The organism is Pseudomonas fluorescens (assembly GCF_003732425.1).
Taxonomy (GTDB): Bacteria; Pseudomonadota; Gammaproteobacteria; order Pseudomonadales; family Pseudomonadaceae; genus Aquipseudomonas; species Aquipseudomonas fluorescens_BE.
Map to the genome: position 1 here is coordinate 1,124,151 of NZ_MOBX01000013.1, position 18,603 is coordinate 1,142,753.

General features: G+C 59.9%; 12 protein-coding genes. 7 read left to right on the top strand and 5 right to left on the bottom strand.

Features of this window, described 5'->3' with window-relative positions; genetic code table 11:
- Positions 1 to 71: 71 nt before the first annotated feature.
- From BK670_RS15595 to BK670_RS15605, 3 genes are all read right to left on the bottom strand, one after another.
- Complete coding sequence (locus tag BK670_RS15595) at positions 72 to 3,746, bottom strand: translocation/assembly module TamB domain-containing protein (protein WP_123450833.1); 3,675 nt, start codon at positions 3,744 to 3,746, stop codon at positions 72 to 74.
- The gene (locus tag BK670_RS15600) at positions 3,743 to 5,470 is read right to left on the bottom strand and encodes an autotransporter assembly complex protein TamA (RefSeq protein WP_123450835.1); all 1,728 of its coding nucleotides are present in this window, start codon (positions 5,468 to 5,470) and stop codon (positions 3,743 to 3,745) included. The genes BK670_RS15595 and BK670_RS15600 overlap by 4 nt, the downstream gene beginning before the upstream one ends.
- Before the next feature lie 66 nt (positions 5,471 to 5,536).
- The gene (locus tag BK670_RS15605) at positions 5,537 to 6,187 is read right to left on the bottom strand and encodes a GNAT family N-acetyltransferase (RefSeq protein ID WP_007912451.1); all 651 of its coding nucleotides are present in this window, start codon (positions 6,185 to 6,187) and stop codon (positions 5,537 to 5,539) included.
- Positions 6,188 to 6,482: 295 nt separating this feature from the next.
- On the opposite strand from BK670_RS15605, the gene xthA reads away from it, so the two are divergent.
- Entirely contained in the window at positions 6,483 to 7,295 is an 813-nt protein-coding gene (gene xthA / locus BK670_RS15615) for an exodeoxyribonuclease III (protein WP_123450839.1), read from the top strand.
- A gap of 163 nt (positions 7,296 to 7,458) precedes the next feature.
- Positions 7,459 to 8,793 (top strand): substrate-binding domain-containing protein, encoded by a 1,335-nt coding sequence (locus tag BK670_RS15620; RefSeq protein ID WP_123450841.1) that lies wholly within the window; start codon positions 7,459 to 7,461, stop codon positions 8,791 to 8,793.
- Positions 8,794 to 8,952: 159 nt separating this feature from the next.
- On the opposite strand, the gene BK670_RS15625 is transcribed toward BK670_RS15620, so the two are convergent.
- Positions 8,953 to 10,182 carry an acyl-CoA dehydrogenase gene (locus BK670_RS15625; protein WP_123450844.1) on the bottom strand — a complete coding sequence of 410 codons (1,230 nt, stop codon included), beginning with the start codon at positions 10,180 to 10,182 and terminating at the stop codon, positions 8,953 to 8,955.
- Positions 10,183 to 10,367: 185 nt separating this feature from the next.
- On the opposite strand from BK670_RS15625, the gene BK670_RS15630 reads away from it, so the two are divergent.
- From BK670_RS15630 to BK670_RS15640, 3 genes are all read left to right on the top strand, one after another.
- The gene (locus BK670_RS15630) at positions 10,368 to 11,297 is read left to right on the top strand and encodes a LysR family transcriptional regulator (RefSeq protein ID WP_123450846.1); all 930 of its coding nucleotides are present in this window, start codon (positions 10,368 to 10,370) and stop codon (positions 11,295 to 11,297) included.
- Positions 11,298 to 11,483: 186 nt separating this feature from the next.
- Positions 11,484 to 11,885: a MerR family transcriptional regulator gene (locus tag BK670_RS15635; protein ID WP_064117756.1), complete on the top strand. Its 402-nt coding sequence runs from the start codon at positions 11,484 to 11,486 to the stop codon at positions 11,883 to 11,885.
- A 148-nt stretch (positions 11,886 to 12,033) separates the two neighbouring features.
- Positions 12,034 to 12,933, top strand: a complete 900-nt coding sequence (locus tag BK670_RS15640; protein ID WP_123450848.1) for a hydroxymethylglutaryl-CoA lyase — start codon at positions 12,034 to 12,036, stop codon at positions 12,931 to 12,933.
- Between the two features lie 684 nt (positions 12,934 to 13,617).
- Here the strand turns inward: BK670_RS15640 and BK670_RS15645 are convergent.
- Positions 13,618 to 15,315 carry an AMP-binding protein gene (locus BK670_RS15645; RefSeq protein WP_123450850.1) on the bottom strand — a complete coding sequence of 566 codons (1,698 nt, stop codon included), beginning with the start codon at positions 15,313 to 15,315 and terminating at the stop codon, positions 13,618 to 13,620.
- Between the two features lie 330 nt (positions 15,316 to 15,645).
- On the opposite strand from BK670_RS15645, the gene BK670_RS15650 reads away from it, so the two are divergent.
- Both BK670_RS15650 and BK670_RS15655 read left to right on the top strand, forming a co-directional pair.
- Entirely contained in the window at positions 15,646 to 16,809 is a 1,164-nt protein-coding gene (locus tag BK670_RS15650) for an isovaleryl-CoA dehydrogenase (RefSeq protein WP_123450851.1), read from the top strand.
- A 105-nt stretch (positions 16,810 to 16,914) separates the two neighbouring features.
- Positions 16,915 to 18,519, top strand: coding sequence for a carboxyl transferase domain-containing protein (locus tag BK670_RS15655; protein ID WP_123450853.1), 1,605 nt, complete (start codon positions 16,915 to 16,917; stop codon positions 18,517 to 18,519).
- Positions 18,520 to 18,603: the final 84 nt, after the last annotated feature.

The window sequence follows — 18,603 nt, forward strand, 5'->3', positions numbered from 1 at the left end:
AACACCCGAAACACCTGTGGGAGCTGGCTTGCCTGCGATGGAGGCGACTCGGTTTAAAGAGGGAGCGCGACCTAGAAATCGCGCTTGTAGAAGATATCCAGCGAACTCGCAACGCCACTGGCCGCTTCGACATAGACCTTCTTGCTCAGCTTGTAGCGCAGCGCGATGGTACTGGCCGGTTCAAACACGCCAACGCCATAGCGCAAACTGAGCTTCTCGGTAATATTGCCGCTTGCAACCACGCTGGTGGCATCGCCGCTGCCTTGGGTGTCAAGCTGGAAATCCTGAATCCCCAGATCCTTGGCCAGACCGCTGGTGACCCCGGAACTGCCCATCAAGCCCAGGCCCAGCGCCGCTTGCGCGAGCATGTTGTTGTCCTCGCCGTTGGTGCTCAGCGGTCGGCCCAGCACCAGATAGGACAACGCCTGCTCCTGACTCATCGCCGGCTCGGAGAAGATCTGCGTGGTCGGTTGCTCGGCGCTGCCGCTCAGGCGAATACCGGCGATCACGTCGTCGGTCTGGCGGATCGCTTCGATGTCCAGATACGGCTGATCGATCGGGCCGGCAAACAGCAGGCGCGCACGCCGCACCGACAAACGCTGGCCGTAGGCACTGTAGCGGCCATCGTTGAGCCACAGTTCACCGCGAGTGTCCATGTTGTCGCCGATGTGCACGTGACCTTGCACGTTGGCGGTCAGACCGAAACCGGCGAAGGCCAGTTTGTCTTCGCCGACCACCACGTCGATGTCCATTTTCATCGCCATCGGCGGTTTGCCCTCTTCGGTCTGCGCACCGACGATGATTGTGTCATCAGAGACTTTCACCGTGGATGGCGGCAGCTCACGCACGGTGATTTCGCCTCTGGGCACCTGCACTTTGCCGGCGATTTTCAGCTCATCGCCGGCCATGGAAATCTTCAGGTCCGGCGCCACTTCCAACTTGGCGTACGGCTCAACGCTGACCGGCAATTGCGTGCCTTTCAGCGCCAGATCGACCACCAGCGCCTGCCCCCAGGCGACGTTACCGTTGAGGCTGCCCTGCCCGCTCTTGCCACTTTTCCAGCCGCCATCGAGGCGCACCGATTCGCCGGCAATCACGGCGGTGAGTTGCAGATTTTGCAACTCCATCGGCAACTCGGCGCCGGACACTTCGCCGTCGCTGAGTTGTACGGTGCCGTTGACCAAAGGCGCGAGCAGTCCGCCGGAAATCGTGCCGCTACCATTCAGGCGTCCGGTTAGTTTTTCGACCATCGGCACAAACGGCCGCGCCACCGAAAGATCAAGCCCGGAGAGGCGGAACGAACCGCTCAGCGGTTTGTTTTTCGGCAGCGGATTGAGCTGCGCCTGCACCATCAACTCGCCGAGTTTACCGCCGACGAAGTTGAGTTCAGTGTCGACGCGCTTGGGCGTGAGTTTGCTGGTGAGTTTCAGGGTCTGGTACGGGAAGTCCAGCCACTGATCCTTTTCTTTCATGCGCAAGGTGCCACCGCTGGCGTCGATGCTGACCACGCCATTGGGACCGCTGGCCGGCAGATCCAGTTGCAGATCAGCGTTGAGCTTACCCTGCCAGGCGAAGTCTTTCGGCAACCATTGCGCCAGACTTTCGATCGGGAACTGCTTGAGGTGGTAGCGCAGTTTCGGCTCCGGCATCAGCCGCTGATCTTCACCGCACAGGCTGGCATTGCCGGACATCCAGCAATGCGCGCCGAAGTTGATTTTGCCGTCAGCCAGACGCTCAAGCTTGGCCGGATTCTGCAGCTTCCAGTCTTGGCCGCCGGCCTGAATGTCACCGCTGGCCAGGCGCCCGCGCCAGTTGCCTTTGTCGAGGTTACCGTCCAGACCAAGGGCGAGTTTCAGCTTCGGCCCGATCAGGTCGAGGTTGAGTTTCTGATTCTTGATGTCGCCCTGAGCGCTGGCGGTCAGCGTGCCCAATGAAGTGTCGCCGGCCTGAATGCCGGCGCCTTTCAAATCGATCTTCGCCCGTTGCGCGCTGTCGAGGGTGGCATCGAGGTTGAGGCTTTGCAGGCGATTGTCCTGGAACGCCAGTTGCGATCCTTGCAGGTCGAGCTTGCCTTGTGGCGCCTTCAGCGTGCCAGCCACATTGACCTGACCGCTGACCTGCCCGCGCAGTTGCGGCCAGAGCTGGGCCAGGCGCGACAGCTTGATGTCGATCTGCCCGCTGAGTTTCTGTTGCAGGCTGCCCTTGCCGTTGATGCTGTTGTCGCCGAGGCGGATTTGCAGGGCGTTGAGGTTCCACTGTTCGCCAGCACCGTCAGCCTTGGCCTGGAGGATCGCCGGTTGGCCGCGCAGTTTGCCTTTCAAGTCGAGGTCGGCGGTGAGGCTAAGGCGTTCGTTTTTCATTTCGCCTTGGCTTTTCAGCGGCCCGGCCAAAGTGCCCGGCAACTCGGCGACCCAGTAAGCCGGGTTGAGCGCCGACAGCTCCAGCGCCGTGTCCCAAGCGATGCCATCGGCGAACTGCACATTGACATGGCCTTCAGCCTTGCCCTGCCCGGCTTGCATTTTCAGTTGCGGCAGGGCGATCTGTTTCAGGCTGCCGCTGAACGGACTGCTCAGGGTAAACGCGCCCGCCGGGCCGTCCAGTGCAGCGGCGAAGTTGCCGAGGTATTGGCCGTCGGTGTAGGAGACTTCGCCAGTGAAAGTACGCAAAGCCACTTGTGGCTCGTCGATTTCGTTATAGAGCCGGTGCCACGGGAAATCCTGCCAGTTGATGTTGGCTTGGGCGCTGAGGCCTTTGCTCCAGTCAACACTGCCGGTGAGTTTCAGGCTTTGCTTGTCGTTGGCCGTCAGGTCGAGGCCGGCAATCTGCGCGCCGCTGGCGTCGACTTTGCCTTGCAGCAGCAGCGCTACCGGGCCTTTATCGGCAGGGAGCGTGGCGTTGCCGTTGAGCTGGTAACCGTTTTTCAGGTCGCCTTCGCCGGTCAGTACCAATTGATTGAGTTGCAGCGTGTCCGGCAGGTCGGCGCTCGGCTTGAACGCGTCGGAAGTGATGCGCACCTTGGCCGGCAGGTTTTCCACCAGCGGTTGCAACTCGCCGCTCAATTGGCCGTCGAGGTAACCCCGGCTGTCGGCGTGCAGGTTAAGGGTTTTCAACAGGTCGCCGTCGATCTTCAACGCCAGCGCCCACGGCCCCGCGCCCGGTGACGGAAGCGTCAGGTCACCGGCGATGTTCAGCGGCCAGTTGCCGCTCGGTTCAAGGGTGCCGGACAGGTTCAGGCTGAGCTCGTCGCGCTGCAGCTTCACGCTGTCGATCTGCATGCCCTTGGCGGTCCAGTGCGCCGCCAGTTGCAAGCCCTTGAGCTGTTCGCTGCCATTGAACAGCAGACTGCCAACCTGCACGTCGCCCAGTTCGATGGCCACCGGCAATTGCAGATCCGGCAGTTTGATCGGGCCACTTTCAGTGGTTTCTTCACTCGGCGGGAATTGCAGAATGACCTGATCAGCCTTGAGCTGTTCGATGCACAGCGTCATGCGCGTCAGGCACAGCGGCGACCAGGCGAAGATTGCCTGGTTCAGTTCGACGCGGCTGCTGTCCTGCTGCCAAATTAGATGATCGGCGCTCCATTGCCCGCCGAGGCGACCCTGGAAATTCTCCACGCTCAGCCCGGGTACCAGGCCCAACGCCCAACGGCTGCCCGCTTGCGTGCCGAGAACCGCGCTGATGCTCAATACAATCAACAACAGCAACGCCAGCAGCGTCAGTGCCGTTATTTTCAAACCACGCTTCACAGCTCAGGCCCCATGGAAAAGTGCAGCCGGATGCCGCCATCGTCGTCGAGTGCGTGGGCCAGGTCGAGGCGGATCGGCCCCACCGGCGAAACCCAGCGCACACCAATGCCGACCCCGGTCTTGAGGTTCGGCAGTTCGAGTTTGTTGAAGGAATTGCCCTGGTCGACGAAGGTCGCCACGCGCCATTTCTCGGCGATCGAGTATTGATACTCGACGCTGCCGGCAACCATGTAGCGACCGCCGATGCGATCACCCTTGGAGTTTTCCGGGGACAGGCTCTGGTAGTCGTAGCCGCGCACACTCTGATCGCCACCGGCGAAAAAACGCAGCGATGGCGGAATCGAGTTGTAGCCGTTGGTGGCGCTGCCGCCGACCTGCACGCGACCGAGGAAGCGGTGTTTGTCGAACACGGTCGTCAGGCCTTTGACCAGCGCCGTGCCATATAAAAGGTTGTTGTCCGAGCCGAGGCCTTCTTTCGCCACTTTGCTTTCGAAGCTCAGGCGATAGCCGTTGTGCGGGTCGATGCGGTTGTCACTTTTCAGGTACGAGTAACTGATGCCGGGCATCAGCAAGGTACTCAGGCCCGAGTCATCGCCGAGTTCATATTCTTCGCGCTGCCATTTCAGCGAGATCACCCGCTGCCAGCCGCTCGGTAATTTGCTGTGCCATTCCGGGCCGAAGGTCAGCAGTTTGCTCAAGGTGTCGGAGCCGTCGATGTCTTCGAACTGATAGCCACCGGCCCAGCGCAGTTTGTCGGTCAGCGGCGGGTCGAGCGGGATGTCGTAGAACAAGCCAACGTTTTGCCGTGGTGCCGAAAGCTCGGCTTCCCAGCCATAACTGTCGCCTTGCGGGTTGACCCAATGGCGCGTCCAGTTGGCTTTGATGCGCGGGCCGACGTCGGTCGAATAACCGAGGCCCAGGCCCATCGTCCGTGGTTTGCGCGTGTCGAGTTTGACGTCCACCGGGATCACGTCGTTCTGCGCTGCGGTCGGTGCGGCATCGACGCGTATGCCTTCGAAATAGCCACTCGATTGCAGATCGCGGTTCAATTCGGCGATCAGTTCGGAGTCGTAGGGTTCGCCTTCCTTGAACGGCACCATGCGTTGCAGCAGGTCTTCGTCGAACGGCGTGTCACCTTCGAATTTGACTTTGCCCAGCGCATAACGCGGGCCGCTTTCGTAGATCAGTTCGATGTCGGCCACCCCGGCGCGCGGGTCGACCATGAGTTTTTGGCTAGTAAAGTGGCCGCTGAAGAAACCGAAGCGCGAGGCCTGATTCTGAATAAGTCTTTTGGCGTCTTCGTAACGGCCATGGTTGAGCACCGCGCCGGACTTGAGCGCGTCGCTTTTCGGTACACGAAAGGATTTGAGGGAGGCAGCCGGGCCGTCGACACGAATGGTCACGTTGCGCAGGTGAATCGGCTCGCCGGGATCGATGTTCAGCACCAGGCGCGGCTTGTCGCCACCCTTGACGTCACTTTCGATCTGCGGCTGGTAGTAGCCCAACGCCTGGGCCGCTTTGCGCGCCTGCTCTTCGGCACCGCGACTGAAGCGCTGCAGGGCTTCTTCGTCACGGTCGCCGAGGCCGCCGATATAGCCTTCTATATTGGCTTTAAGTTCATCGTTGGACGGTTTGATCCGCACGTCCAATTCACTTTGCGCCAGCGCCGCGCAGCTGGTTAACAGCATGAGCACGCCACTGGTAAATCTTCCTGGAAACTTCATAGGCGCGGATGCTATCACGGGCTTGGGAGCGTGATAGAACAGGAAATTTCCCAAGAAGTTCGATTGTTATGCTGTTGCAGTTTGTAACACCTGCGGATTGGCGTGGAAAAATACGTGTTCGCGCACCGGCCCGACGGCAACTTCGCCGATCTCTTCGTATCCCTGCCTTTTATAGAATTCCAGATAACGCGGGTTGCCGGTGTCGAGCACCACACCCTGCGAGGTTTCGTCGACGGCGCACCAGTTGTGGACCGCCGTCAGCAATTGCTCGCCGAAATGTTTGCCCTGAAATTGTGGGTGAATGCCCAGCAGCGGCAGCATGTGCACCGAATCACTGGGCACGCAGGCGGCGACGGCATCGTGGTATTCCAGATAGCGGCGGGTGCAGCGGAAACCGGTGCTGAGCACCATGCGCAGGCGCCACGCCCAACTTTCGGTGATGCCCAGGCGCCGTTGTGGCGGCGCGATCAGCGCGATGCCGATCAGGCGGTCGTTGACCAGCAGGCCGATGGCGGGCAGGTCCTGCAGAAAGTGTTGCTTGACCAGTTCCCGCACCGTCGCCCGCACCCGTTGCTCATAGCCGGGGCGCTCGGCTTCGAACAGGTAGCCGAACGTTGGCTCGTGGCGATAGGCCTGATAGAGCAGCGAGCGGGCTTCGCGTGAGTAGCCGCGGTCGAGCATATGAATGTCGGCGATGGCGGTCTGGGTTTCAGGCATGACGGTGATTCTCCCCGGGGCGCGTTCAAATGGCGGCGCTCTTGTTGGTACGAACCTTGTGGCAGTGACACAGTTCCCCACAGGTATAGACCAACCCTGGATCTTCATCGATTTTGCTGGCCTCTTCGCGAGCGGGCTCGCTCCCACATTTAGACCGCGCCCCCCTGTGGGAGCGAGCCTGCTCGCGAAGAGGCCGGTACTGGCAGCACAAATCCCACAGGCCAAAATGATTTCTCCCACACTGGCCCATCTCCCCCATGTCAGCTAGCATCGCCCTTTTGCCAGGACTGCCGACATGAAGATCGTTTCCTTCAACATCAACGGACTGCGCGCCCGTCCGCATCAGCTGGCAGCGCTGATCGAAAAACACCAGCCAGACGTGATCGGCCTGCAGGAAACCAAGGTCCACGACGACCAGTTTCCGCTCGAAGAAGTCCGCGCCCTCGGCTACCACGTGTACTTCCACGGCCAGAAAGGCCATTACGGCGTGGCGATGCTCTCGCGCCAGGAACCGATCGCCATCCATAAAGGTTTCGCCACCGACGAAGAGGACGCTCAGCGCCGCTTTATCTGGGGCACCTTCGCCGACGCCAATGGCGTGCCGGTGACCATCATGAACGGCTATTTCCCCCAGGGTGAAAGCCGCGACCACCCGACCAAATTCCCCGCCAAGCAGCGCTTCTACAGCGACCTGCAGGCACTGCTGGAAAGCCAGTTCCACAACGAACAGCCGCTGGTGGTGATGGGCGATGTGAACATCTCCCCGGAAGACTGCGACATCGGCATCGGCCCGGACAACATGAAGCGCTGGCTGAAAACCGGCAAATGCAGCTTCCTGCCGGAAGAGCGCGAGTGGATGGCACGCTTGAAGAACTGGGGTCTGACCGACAGCTATCGCCACCTGAACCCGGACGTGACCGACATGTTCAGCTGGTTCGACTACCGCAGCCGTGGGTTTGAGGATGAGCCGAAACGTGGGCTGCGCATCGACGTGATTCTGGCATCCCATGGTTTGTTGCCACGGGTGAAGGCCGCCGGTGTCGACTACGAACTGCGCGGGATGGAGAAGCCTTCCGATCATGCGCCGATCTGGCTGGAACTCAGCTGATATCAGCCAGGATCAAAAGATCGCAGCCTTCGGCAGCTCCTACAGGGGAACGCATTCCAAATGTAGAAGCTGCCGAAGGCTGCGATCTTTTGACCTGTCATTTTTTGGTCATGCGCCTGACTTAATCTCCCCGGCAATCCCCTTGGCTTGATTCGGTGCCGGCATGACCCTGCGTGTTTTGTGCGTTTTTCTCTTGAGTGCCTGGCTGACGGTTTCTGCCGCCGCCCTGCCCCTTCCTGAAAACGGCCCGGCATTGCGTATTCAGGGTTCCAACACCATCGGCGCCGAGCTCGGCCCGGCACTGGTCGAAGGCCTGCTGCAAGCGCAAGGCCTGCTGAAAATCCACCGCGAAACCCCGGACAGCGCCAACGAACTGCGGATCGTCGGCCAGACCAGCGAAGGTCAACGCGTGGTCGTTGAAGTCGCCGCCCACGGTTCCAGCACCGGTTTCACCGCGTTGAAAAATGCCAGCGCCGACCTGGCCGCGTCTTCCCGCGAGATCAAGGACAGTGAGCTACAGACCTTGCAATCACTGGGCGATCTGAAAAGCCCTGCCGCCGAACAAGTCATCGCCATCGATGGCCTGGCGATCATCCTTCATCCCGACAATCCGCTGCAGCAACTCGACACCGAGCAACTGGCGCGGATCTTCGCCGGCGAGGTGAAAACCTGGGAAGACCTTGGCGGGCGGGGCGGCGCGATTCATTTATATGCGCGCGATGATCAGTCCGGCACCTATGACACGTTTAAGGAACTGGTCCTCAGCCGTCGTGGGAAAATTCTGAACAGCGCCGCGAAACGCTTTGAATCCAGTGAGCAATTATCCGACGCCGTCAGCGCGGATCCGCAAGGCATCGGTTTCATCGGTTTGCCCTATGTACGCCAAGCCAAAGCCGTGTCGATTGCTGATGGCGCATCGCAGTCGATGCTGCCGCTCAATAGCCTGATCGCTACCGAAGACTATCCATTGTCGCGGCGGTTGTTCTTCTATCTACCGCCCGAAAGCAGCAATCCTTGGGCGAAGGCGTTGGTGACGTTCACGCAAAGTCGTCAGGGCCAGGCGATTGTCGCGGCAAACGGTTTTATCAGTCAGACCGTGCATGCCATGAGCGTTGCGCCGAATGCGCTGATGCCCGAGGGCTATCAATCCCTCAGCCGTCACGCCCAACGTCTGACGGTGAATTTCCGCTTTGAAGAAGGCAGCGCGACGCTCGATAACAAGGCGCGTCAGGATCTGGCGCGGGTGTTCGACTATATAAAGCGCCATGACAAGACCGAACGCGCGGTGACGCTGGTGGGTTTTGGTGATGCCAAGGACGACCCGGCACGGGCGGATCTGCTGTCGAAGCTGCGGGCGATGGCCGTGCGGCGGGAGTTGGTGAAAAACGGCGTAGTGTTGCGCGAGGTTCGCGGGTTTGGCGCGTTGATGCCGGTGGCGGCGAACAATGCGGATGAGGGAAGGATCAAGAATCGGCGGGTTGAGGTTTGGGTGTACTGAACTGCAAGCTGAACCGCTGTTGTGGCGAGGGAGCTCGCTCCCGCTGGGTTGCGAAGCGACCCCATAACCAGACAACTCGGTTTTGACAGCTATACCGAGTCGTCCGGATTTACGACTGCTGCGCAGCCGAGCGGGAGCACGCTCCCTCGCCACACTGAATCAGCGTTCGCTACGCAGCATTTCCTTCGGCACATACTTGCCGATCTCGAACTTGCCGATTGCCGCGCGGTGCACTTCGTCCGGTCCATCGGCCAGGCGCAATGTGCGTTGCATCGCATACATGTAGGCCAGCGGGAAATCGTTCGATACACCTGCCCCGCCGTGCATCTGGATCGCCCGATCAATCACCCGCAGCGCGACGTTCGGTGCGACGACTTTGATCTGCGCGATCTCGCTCTTCGCCACTTTGTTACCCACGGTGTCCATCATGTACGCCGCTTTCAATGTCAGCAGACGGGCCATGTCGATTTCCATCCGCGAGTCGGCGATCTTGTCGACGTTACCGCCCAGACGCGCCAGCGGTTTGCCGAACGCAGTGCGGCTTACCGCACGTTTGCACATCAATTCCAGTGCACGCTCAGCCATGCCGATCGAGCGCATGCAGTGGTGAATTCGGCCTGGGCCAAGGCGACCTTGCGCAATTTCAAAGCCGCGTCCTTCACCCAACAGTACGTTTTCGTACGGCACACGTACGTTGTCGAACAGTACTTCAGCGTGGCCGTGTGGTGCGTCGTCGTAACCGAATACCGGCAATGGACGGACGATTTTCACCCCGGGGGTGTCGACCGGCACGAGGATCATCGAGTGCTGCGCATGGCGCGGTGCATCGGGATTGCTCAGGCCCATGAAAATCAGGATTTTGCAGCGCGGATCGCAGGCGCCGGAGGTCCACCATTTTTTGCCGTTGATCACCCACTCGTCGCCATCACGCACGGCGCGGGCGGCCATGTTGGTCGCGTCAGAAGAGGCCACGTCCGGTTCGGTCATGGCGAATGCCGAGCGGATCTCGCCGCGCAGCAGCGGTTCGAGCCAGCGCTGTTTCTGTTCTTCGTTGGCGTAGCGCACCAGCACTTCCATGTTGCCGGTATCCGGCGCCGAGCAGTTGAACGGCTCCGGGCCGAGCAGCGAGCGGCCCATGATTTCGGCTAATGGCGCGTATTCGAGGTTGCTCAGGCCGGCACCGAGTTCCGACTCAGGCAGAAACAAATTCCACAAACCTTCGGCCTTGGCCTTGGCTTTCAGCTCTTCCATGATCGCCGTCGGCTGCCAGCGATCGCCTTCGGCAACCTGGCGTTCGAATATCGCCTCAGCCGGGTAAACGTAAGTGTCCATGAACGCGGTCACGCGCTCACGCAGTTCTTGCACCTTGGGCGAATAAGCGAAATCCATGAGCAGCTCCCGATGGTTAAGGCAGTTCTTGAGCGGAGGTTGTTTAAGCCATGCAATCGATGCTAGAACAGCGTTGATAATTTACCTAGCCTATTCTCGGCGTGTATAAACATTCATCACCGATATATGATCGACTGATTGCCAGCCCCTAAAACACCGCCCTAAATAACAAGAGAAGCCGCGTTATGAATCTGAGTAAGGTCGACCTCAACCTTTTCATCGTCTTCGACGCGATCTACACCGAAGCCAATCTGACCCGCGCCGGGCAGATTGTCGGCATCACCCAGCCTGCGGTGTCCAACGCCTTGGCACGGTTGCGCGAAACCTTCAACGATCCGCTGTTCGTGCGCACAGCTCAGGGCATGGTGCCGACGCCAATGGCGCAGAACATCATCGGCCCGGTGCGCAACGCCCTGTCGTTGCTGCGCGTGTCGGTTCAGGAAAGCCGCATTTTCAACCCGGCGCAAGCGGTCAAGACCTACCGCATCAGCATGACCGACCTCACCGAGGCGGTGATTCTGCCGCCGCTGTTCCAGCGCCTGCGTCGTCTGGCGCCGACGGTGATCATCGAAAGCTTCCTGTCCAAACGCCGCGAGACCACCAAAGAGCTGGCCGCCGGGCGCCTGGATTTTGCCGTGGATGCGCCGCTCAACACCGACCCGCAAGTGCGCCACGTCAAGCTGATGGAAGACCGTTACGTGTGTGCGATGCGCAAGGGGCATCCGATGGCGAGCAAGGAAAAACTCTCGCTGGATGATTACTTGTCGCTGACCCATATCCACATTTCCAGCCGTCGCAGTGGTCTGGGTTATGTCGATCTGGCCCTGGGAAAAATGGGCATTCAGCGCAAGATTGCCCTGCGTTCACAGCACTATTTGATGGCGTCGCAAGTGATGCAGCAGACTGATATGGTGATGACCGTGCCGGAGCGTTTTGCCCGTCGCCATGAGCTGCAGGCGTTTAACCTGCCGGTGAATGATGTGCCGCCGGTGGAGACGCACCTGTACTGGCATGAAAGCACTGACCAGGATCCGGCAAATCGCTGGATGCGCGAGCAGATGATCGAGTTGTGCCAACAGGTCACGGCGCAGGAGAAGAAGCTGGATAAGGTGTAGGCTTTTTACCGCGTTATCGTTCTTCGCGAGCAGGCTCGCTCCCACAGAGGATTTGTGAACGCCACATAACCTGTGGGAGCGAGCCTGCTCGCGAAGAGGCCGGCACTGACAACAACGATCCATCCCGCTTGACGTAAACGTCAACCTGCCATTAGCTTAGCGCCAAGACCTTTTTCGAGCGCTTCCATGAGTAGCCAGACTTACAGCATTTCCGACCTCGCCCGCGAGCTGGACATCACCACCCGGGCGATCCGCTTTTATGAAGAGCAAGGCCTGCTCAGCCCTGAGCGCCGTGGCCAGGAACGCATCTATTCACCGCGCGACAAGGTCAGCCTGAAGCTGATCCTGCGCGGCAAGCGCATCGGCTTCTCGCTGGCCGAGTGCCGCGAACTGATCGAACTCTACGACCCGTCCAGCGGTAACACCAAACAGCTCAACAGCATGCTGGCGAAAATCAGCGAGCGCCGCGAGCAGCTTGAGCAGCAGTTGCTGGATATCGAACAGATGAAGCTGGAACTCGATACCGCTGAAGAGCGCTGTGTGCAGGCGCTCGAGCAGACGCTCAAGAGCCAGCAAGCCGTTCAGTAACAACCCCATTCCCTGTGGGAGCGAGCCTGCTCGCGAATGCGCCGGGTCAATCACCATAGATGTTGAATGACAAATTGCATTCGCGAGCAGGCTCGCTCCCACAGGGGGATATCCGCTGATTTCAGATAACTACAGCAGGTCAACCGCCATGTCCCTCCCCTCCCAAGTACGCCTGATCGAAGTCGGCCCGCGCGATGGTCTGCAGAACGAAGCCCAACCGATCAGCGTCGCCGACAAGGTGCAACTGGTCGACGCCCTCAGCGCTGCCGGCCTTGGTTATATAGAAGTCGGCAGTTTCGTTTCACCGAAATGGGTGCCGCAAATGGCCGGTTCTGCCGAGGTATTCGCGCAGATCCAGCGCAAACCCGGGGTGACTTACGGCGCACTGGCGCCAAACCTGCGCGGCTTTGAAGATGCGATTGCCGCCGGGGTCAAGGAAGTCGCGGTGTTCGCCGCCGCGTCTGAGGCGTTCTCACAGCGCAACATCAACTGCTCAATCAGCGAAAGCCTGGCGCGCTTCGCACCGATCATGGAAGCGGCGCAACAGCACGGCGTTACCGTGCGCGGTTACGTGTCCTGCGTGCTGGGTTGCCCGTACGAAGGTTCGGTCGCACCCGAGCAAGTGGCGATGGTCGCCCGCGAGTTGTACGCGATGGGCTGCTACGAAGTCTCGTTGGGCGACACCATCGGCACCGGCACTGCGGGCGCGACCCGTCGCCTGTTCGAAGTGGTGTCGGCGCAAGTGCCACGGGACAAACTCGCCGGGCATTTCCATGACACCTACGGCCAGGCCATGGCCAACATCTATGCCAGCCTGCTCGAAGGTATTTCGGTGTTCGACAGCTCTATCGCGGGCCTCGGCGGCTGCCCGTACGCCAAAGGCGCGAGCGGTAACGTTGCCACCGAAGACGTGGTGTACCTGCTCAACGGTTTGGGAATCGAGACCGGTATCGACCTGGACGCCTTGATTGTTGCGGGTCAGCAGATCAGCACGGTGCTCGGCCGCCCGAGCGGTTCGCGCGTGGCCAAGGCGCGTAGCGCACAGTGAGGGGGAAGGTGTTACCGCTGTGTCCGAAATGTGGGGCTTAAGCGAGTAACACGGAAACAAAATGTCTGGTTTCGCTGGAGTGAAAATTCGCTGAAATTCTCAAGCTGTTGATTTATAAGGATTTTTAAAAGTTGGCACGGCTTCTGCTATCTCTATGGCATAACAAGAATAAAAAGCAGCAAACCAATAAAAATAAGACGTACCGACTCTGACATAACAAAAACAACACGGCAGAGACGCAGCTAACAGATTTTTTTGGAGAAGGTGTGCTTTTCAGGGTGCTCTCAGGAGTGACCCGCAACCGGGCAGAGAACAATAAAACTACCTTCAGGTAGCTCCCGAATCGGTTGGATCGTTTAACGAGAAAGTAGATCAGCGCTCAAAAAAATACGTTTGCTCTTGACCCCGGATGGGGGTCGCCAAAAACAGCGGTAAAGGGCCACGGTTGCCAAAAACAACAACAGACCGACCCTCAATAATAAAAAAGAGCACGCGACGACAAAATTAAAGGGGAGCTTCGGCTCCCCTTTGTGCTTTCTGTGATTTGTGTTTTCACTGCGTATCCCTTGTGGGAGCGAGCCTGCTCGCGAAAGCGGTGTATCAGACACATCTGCGCTGAATGACACACTGCATTCGCGAGCAGGCTCGCTCCCACATTAGATTGTCATCACATTAAGTTCTGTGTCAGGCGTGCTTTTCGCGTAGTTCTTCGATGCTTATTTCCCGCATCCTGAATTTCTGAATCTTGCCTGTCACCGTCATCGGAAACTCTTCAACGAACTTGAAGTGCCGTGGCGTTTTGAAATGCGCGATGCGCTCCTTGCACCAGGTTTGCAGCTCCAGCTCAGACGCACTGTGGCCGGGATGGAACTTGATCCAGGCGACAATCTCCTCGCCGTAACGGGAGCACGGAATGCCGATCACCTGCACGTCCGCCACCGCTGGATGGGTGAAGAAAAACTCCTCAAGCTCGCGCGGATAAATATTCTCGCCGCCACGAATGATCATGTCTTTGTTACGCCCGGCGATGTTGACGTAACCCTCCTCGTTCATGCTCGCCAGGTCGCCGGTGTGCATCCAGCCTGCCTCATCGATGGCTTCGGCGGTGGCCTGCGGATTGTTCCAGTAGCCGAGCATCACGCTGTAACCACGGGTGCACAGTTCGCCGATGGTGCCGCGCGGCACCAGGTTGCCGGCCTCGTCGATGATCTTGCTTTCCAGTTGCGGCTGGGTGCGGCCGACAGTGGTCACGCGCAGTTCCAGTTCATCGTTCGGACCGGTCTGCAGCGACACCGGGCTGGTTTCGGTCATGCCGTACGCGATCTGCACTTCGCTCATGTGCATCTCGCTGATAACCCGGCGCATCACTTCGATCGGGCACGTCGCGCCGGCCATGATCCCGGTGCGCAGGCTCGACAAGTCGAACTCTGCGCGTTGTGGCTGATCGAGCATGGCGATGAACATGGTCGGCACGCCGTACAGGCCAGTGGCTTTCTCTTCGGCGACGGTTTGCAGGGTCAGCAACGGATCGAAGGCATCGTTGGGGTAAATCATCGTGCTGCCGTGAGTGATACAGCCGAGGTTGCCCATGACCATGCCGAAGCAGTGATACAGCGGCACCGGGATCACCAAACGATCGCGCGGGGTCAGGCCGATGCTTTCGCCGACCATGTAGCCGTTATTGAGGATGTTGTAGTGGCTGAGGGTTGCGCCTTTGGGGAAACCGGTGGTGCCGGAGGTGTACTGGATGTTCACCGGTTGGTCGAAGTGCAGGCTGTCACTGCGTTCGCTCAGGTGTTCGGGGGAGATGCTGGCGGCCAGATCGGCCAGTTGCGACCACGGCAGAAACCCTGACGGTGGTTGCGCGTCAAGGCTGATCACCCCGCGCAACTCCGGCAGGCGCTCGCTGCGCAGTTGGCCGATGGATTGCTCGGCCAGTTCCGGCACCAGTCCCTGCAACATGCCGTGGTAGTTGGAGGACTTGAATGCCCCGGCGCAGACCAGCCATTGACAGCCTGATTGTTTGAGCACGTATTCGAGTTCGGAGCTGCGGTAGGCCGGGTTGATGTTGACCAGAATCACGCCGATTTTCGCTGTAGCGAACTGGGTGATGCACCACTGCGCGCAGTTCGGCGCCCAGATCCCGAGCCGATCCCCCGCCTGCAAACCCAGGGCAAGCAGCGCTCTGGCGTGCAGGTCCACTGCATCGGCCAGTTGTCGCCAGGAATAGCGCAGTTGCTGATGGCGCACGACGAGCGCTTCACCGTCAGGGTATTGCACGGCGGTGTGATCGAACTTCTGCCCGATGGTCATCGCCAGCAAGGCTTTATCTTGAGAACCGCGTGTGTAACTGCGCTGCGGGTTTGCACTGGGTTGATCCATGACGACCCCTATTGTCTTTATTGTAGGAGCGAGGCTTTTGTGGCGAGGGAGCTTGCTCCCGCTCGGCTGCGCAGCAGTCGTGAAATCAGCGATCCGGTGCAGACTGACACACCGCGAACACCCATTTTGCGACCGCTTCGCGCTTGAGGGGGAGCAAGCTCCTTCGCCACAGAGAGCGCCGCTGGTCTTTCAGAACTGCCCCTACTCTCGCTCAAGTTGACGTTAACGTAAAGGGTGATTGACAGCCATTCATCACAAGCTTACGTTAACGTAAAGGTGAGAGCTGATTGAGCGCTCTCCCCACCCTACAAAAAAGCCAAAAGGTGACCCATGAGCTATCCATCCCTGAACTTCGCCCTCGGTGAAACCATCGACATGCTGCGCGATCAGGTTCAGTCCTTTGTCACTAAGGAGATTGCTCCGCGCGCGGCGCAGATCGACAGTGACAACCTGTTCCCCGCCGACATGTGGCGCAAATTCGGTGACATGGGTCTGCTCGGTATCACCGTGCCGGAAGAGTACGGCGGTGCTGGTCTGGGTTACCTGGCGCATGTGGTGGCGATGGAAGAAATCAGCCGTGGTTCGGCCTCGGTGGCGCTGTCCTACGGCGCGCACTCCAACCTCTGCGTCAACCAGATCAACCGCAACGGCAACCACGAACAGAAATCCAAATACCTGCCGAAGCTGATCAGCGGCGAACACGTCGGCGCCCTCGCCATGAGCGAACCGAATGCCGGTTCCGACGTGGTCTCGATGAAACTGCGCGCCGACAAACGCGGCGACCGTTTCGTCCTCAACGGCAGCAAAACCTGGATCACCAACGGCCCCGACGCCAACACCTACGTGATCTACGCCAAGACTGATCTGGAAAAAGGCCCGCACGGCATTACCGCGTTCATCGTCGAGCGTGACTGGAAAGGCTTCAGCCGCAGCAACAAGTTCGACAAGCTCGGCATGCGCGGTTCCAACACCTGCGAGCTGTTTTTCGACGACGTCGAAGTGCCGGAAGAAAACATCCTCGGCGTGCTCAACGGCGGCGTGAAAGTGCTGATGAGCGGCCTCGATTACGAGCGCGTCGTTCTTTCGGGCGGCCCGACCGGGATCATGCAGTCGTGCATGGACCTGATCGTGCCGTACATCCACGACCGCAAGCAGTTCGGCCAGAGCATCGGCGAGTTCCAGCTGATCCAGGGCAAAGTCGCCGACATGTACACCCAACTCAACGCCAGCCGCGCCTACCTTTATGCGGTTGCGCAGGCCTGCGAGCGCGGCGAAACCACCCGCAAGGATGCCGCCGGGGTGATCCTCTACACCGCCGAGCGCGCCACGCAAATGGCCCTCGACGCGATCCAGATTCTCGGCGGTAACGGCTACATCAATGAGTTCCCGGCGGGCCGCTTGCTGCGTGACGCCAAGCTGTACGAAATCGGCGCCGGCACCAGTGAGATCCGTCGCATGCTGATCGGTCGCGAACTGTTCAACGAAACGAAATGAATTTCGTCAGCGGCAAGCGGCAAGTTTCAAGCTGCAAGAGCACCGCGCTCTTGCTTCAACTTGTAGCTTGTCGCTTGCAACTCGAAGCTGCTACGGAGTAGCCCCATGATCCTGCACACTCAGCTCAATCCCCGTTCAGCGGAGTTCGCCGCCAACAGCGCGGCGATGCTCAAACAGGTCGACGCCCTGCACACCCTGCTCGCCCAAGTGGCCCAGGGTGGCGGCGCGAAAGCTCAGGAACGCCACACTTCGCGCGGCAAACTGCTGCCGCGTGAACGCATCAATCGTTTGCTCGATCCCGGTTCGCCGTTTCTGGAGATCAGCCAACTGGCTGCTCACGCGGTATATGGCGAAGACGTACCGGCCGCCGGTGTGATTGCCGGTATCGGCCGGGTTGAAGGTGTCGAGTGCATGATCGTCGCCAACGATGCGACGGTGAAAGGTGGTTCGTACTATCCGCTGACCGTGAAAAAGCACCTGCGCGCGCAGACCATCGCCCAACAGAACCGCTTGCCATGCATTTATCTGGTGGACTCGGGCGGCGCCAACCTGCCGCGTCAGGACGAAGTGTTTCCGGACCGCGAACACTTCGGGCGGATCTTCTTCAATCAGGCCAACATGAGCGCGATGGGCATTCCGCAGATCGCCGTGGTCATGGGCTCGTGCACCGCTGGCGGCGCTTATGTGCCGGCGATGGCGGACGAAGCGATCATGGTGCGCAATCAGGCGACGATTTTCCTCGCCGGCCCGCCGCTGGTGAAAGCCGCGACCGGTGAAGTGGTCAGCGCCGAAGATCTGGGCGGTGCCGATGTGCACTGCAAGATTTCCGGGGTGGCCGACCATTACGCCGAGAGCGACGAACATGCCCTCGCCCTTGCCCGCCGCAGCGTTGCCAATCTCAACTGGCGCAAGCTCGGCGAGGTGCAGCAACGCGCGCCGATTGCGCCGCTGTATGCCAGTGATGAGTTATACGGGGTGGTTTCGGCCGATGCCAAGCAACCGTTCGACGTGCGCGAAGTGATTGCGCGACTGGTCGACGGTTCGGTGTTCGATGAATTCAAGGCACTGTTTGGCACCACGCTGGTGTGTGGCTTTGCGCATCTGCACGGCTACCCGATCGCAATCCTGGCGAACAACGGCATCCTCTTCGCCGAAGCCGCGCAGAAAGGCGCGCATTTCATCGAACTGGCGTGCCAGCGCGGCATTCCGCTGCTGTTTTTGCAGAACATCACTGGCTTCATGGTCGGCCAGAAATACGAGGCCGGCGGCATCGCCAAGCACGGCGCGAAACTGGTGACCGCCGTGGCCTGTGCCAAGGTGCCGAAATTCACCGTGATCATCGGCGGCAGCTTCGGCGCCGGTAACTACGGCATGTGCGGGCGCGCTTACGATCCGCGTTTCCTGTGGATGTGGCCAAACGCGCGGATCGGCGTGATGGGTGCCGAGCAAGCGGCGGGCGTGCTGGTGCAGGTCAAACGCGAACAGGCTGAACGCAGCGGCCAGGCATTCAGTGCCGAGCAGGAAGCCGAGATCAAGCAACCGATCCTCGACCAGTACGAAGAGCAGGGTCACCCCTACTATTCCAGCGCACGGCTGTGGGACGACGGCGTCATCGACCCGGCGCAGACCCGCGATGTGCTGGCCCTGGCCTTGTCCGCGTCGCTGAACGCACCAATCGAACCGAGCCGCTTCGGCGTGTTCCGGATGTGATTTTTTGTGGGCGCCGGCTTGTGTGGCGAGGGAGCTTGCTCCCGCTCGATTGCGCAGCAATCGTAAACCCGGGCCAATCCCACA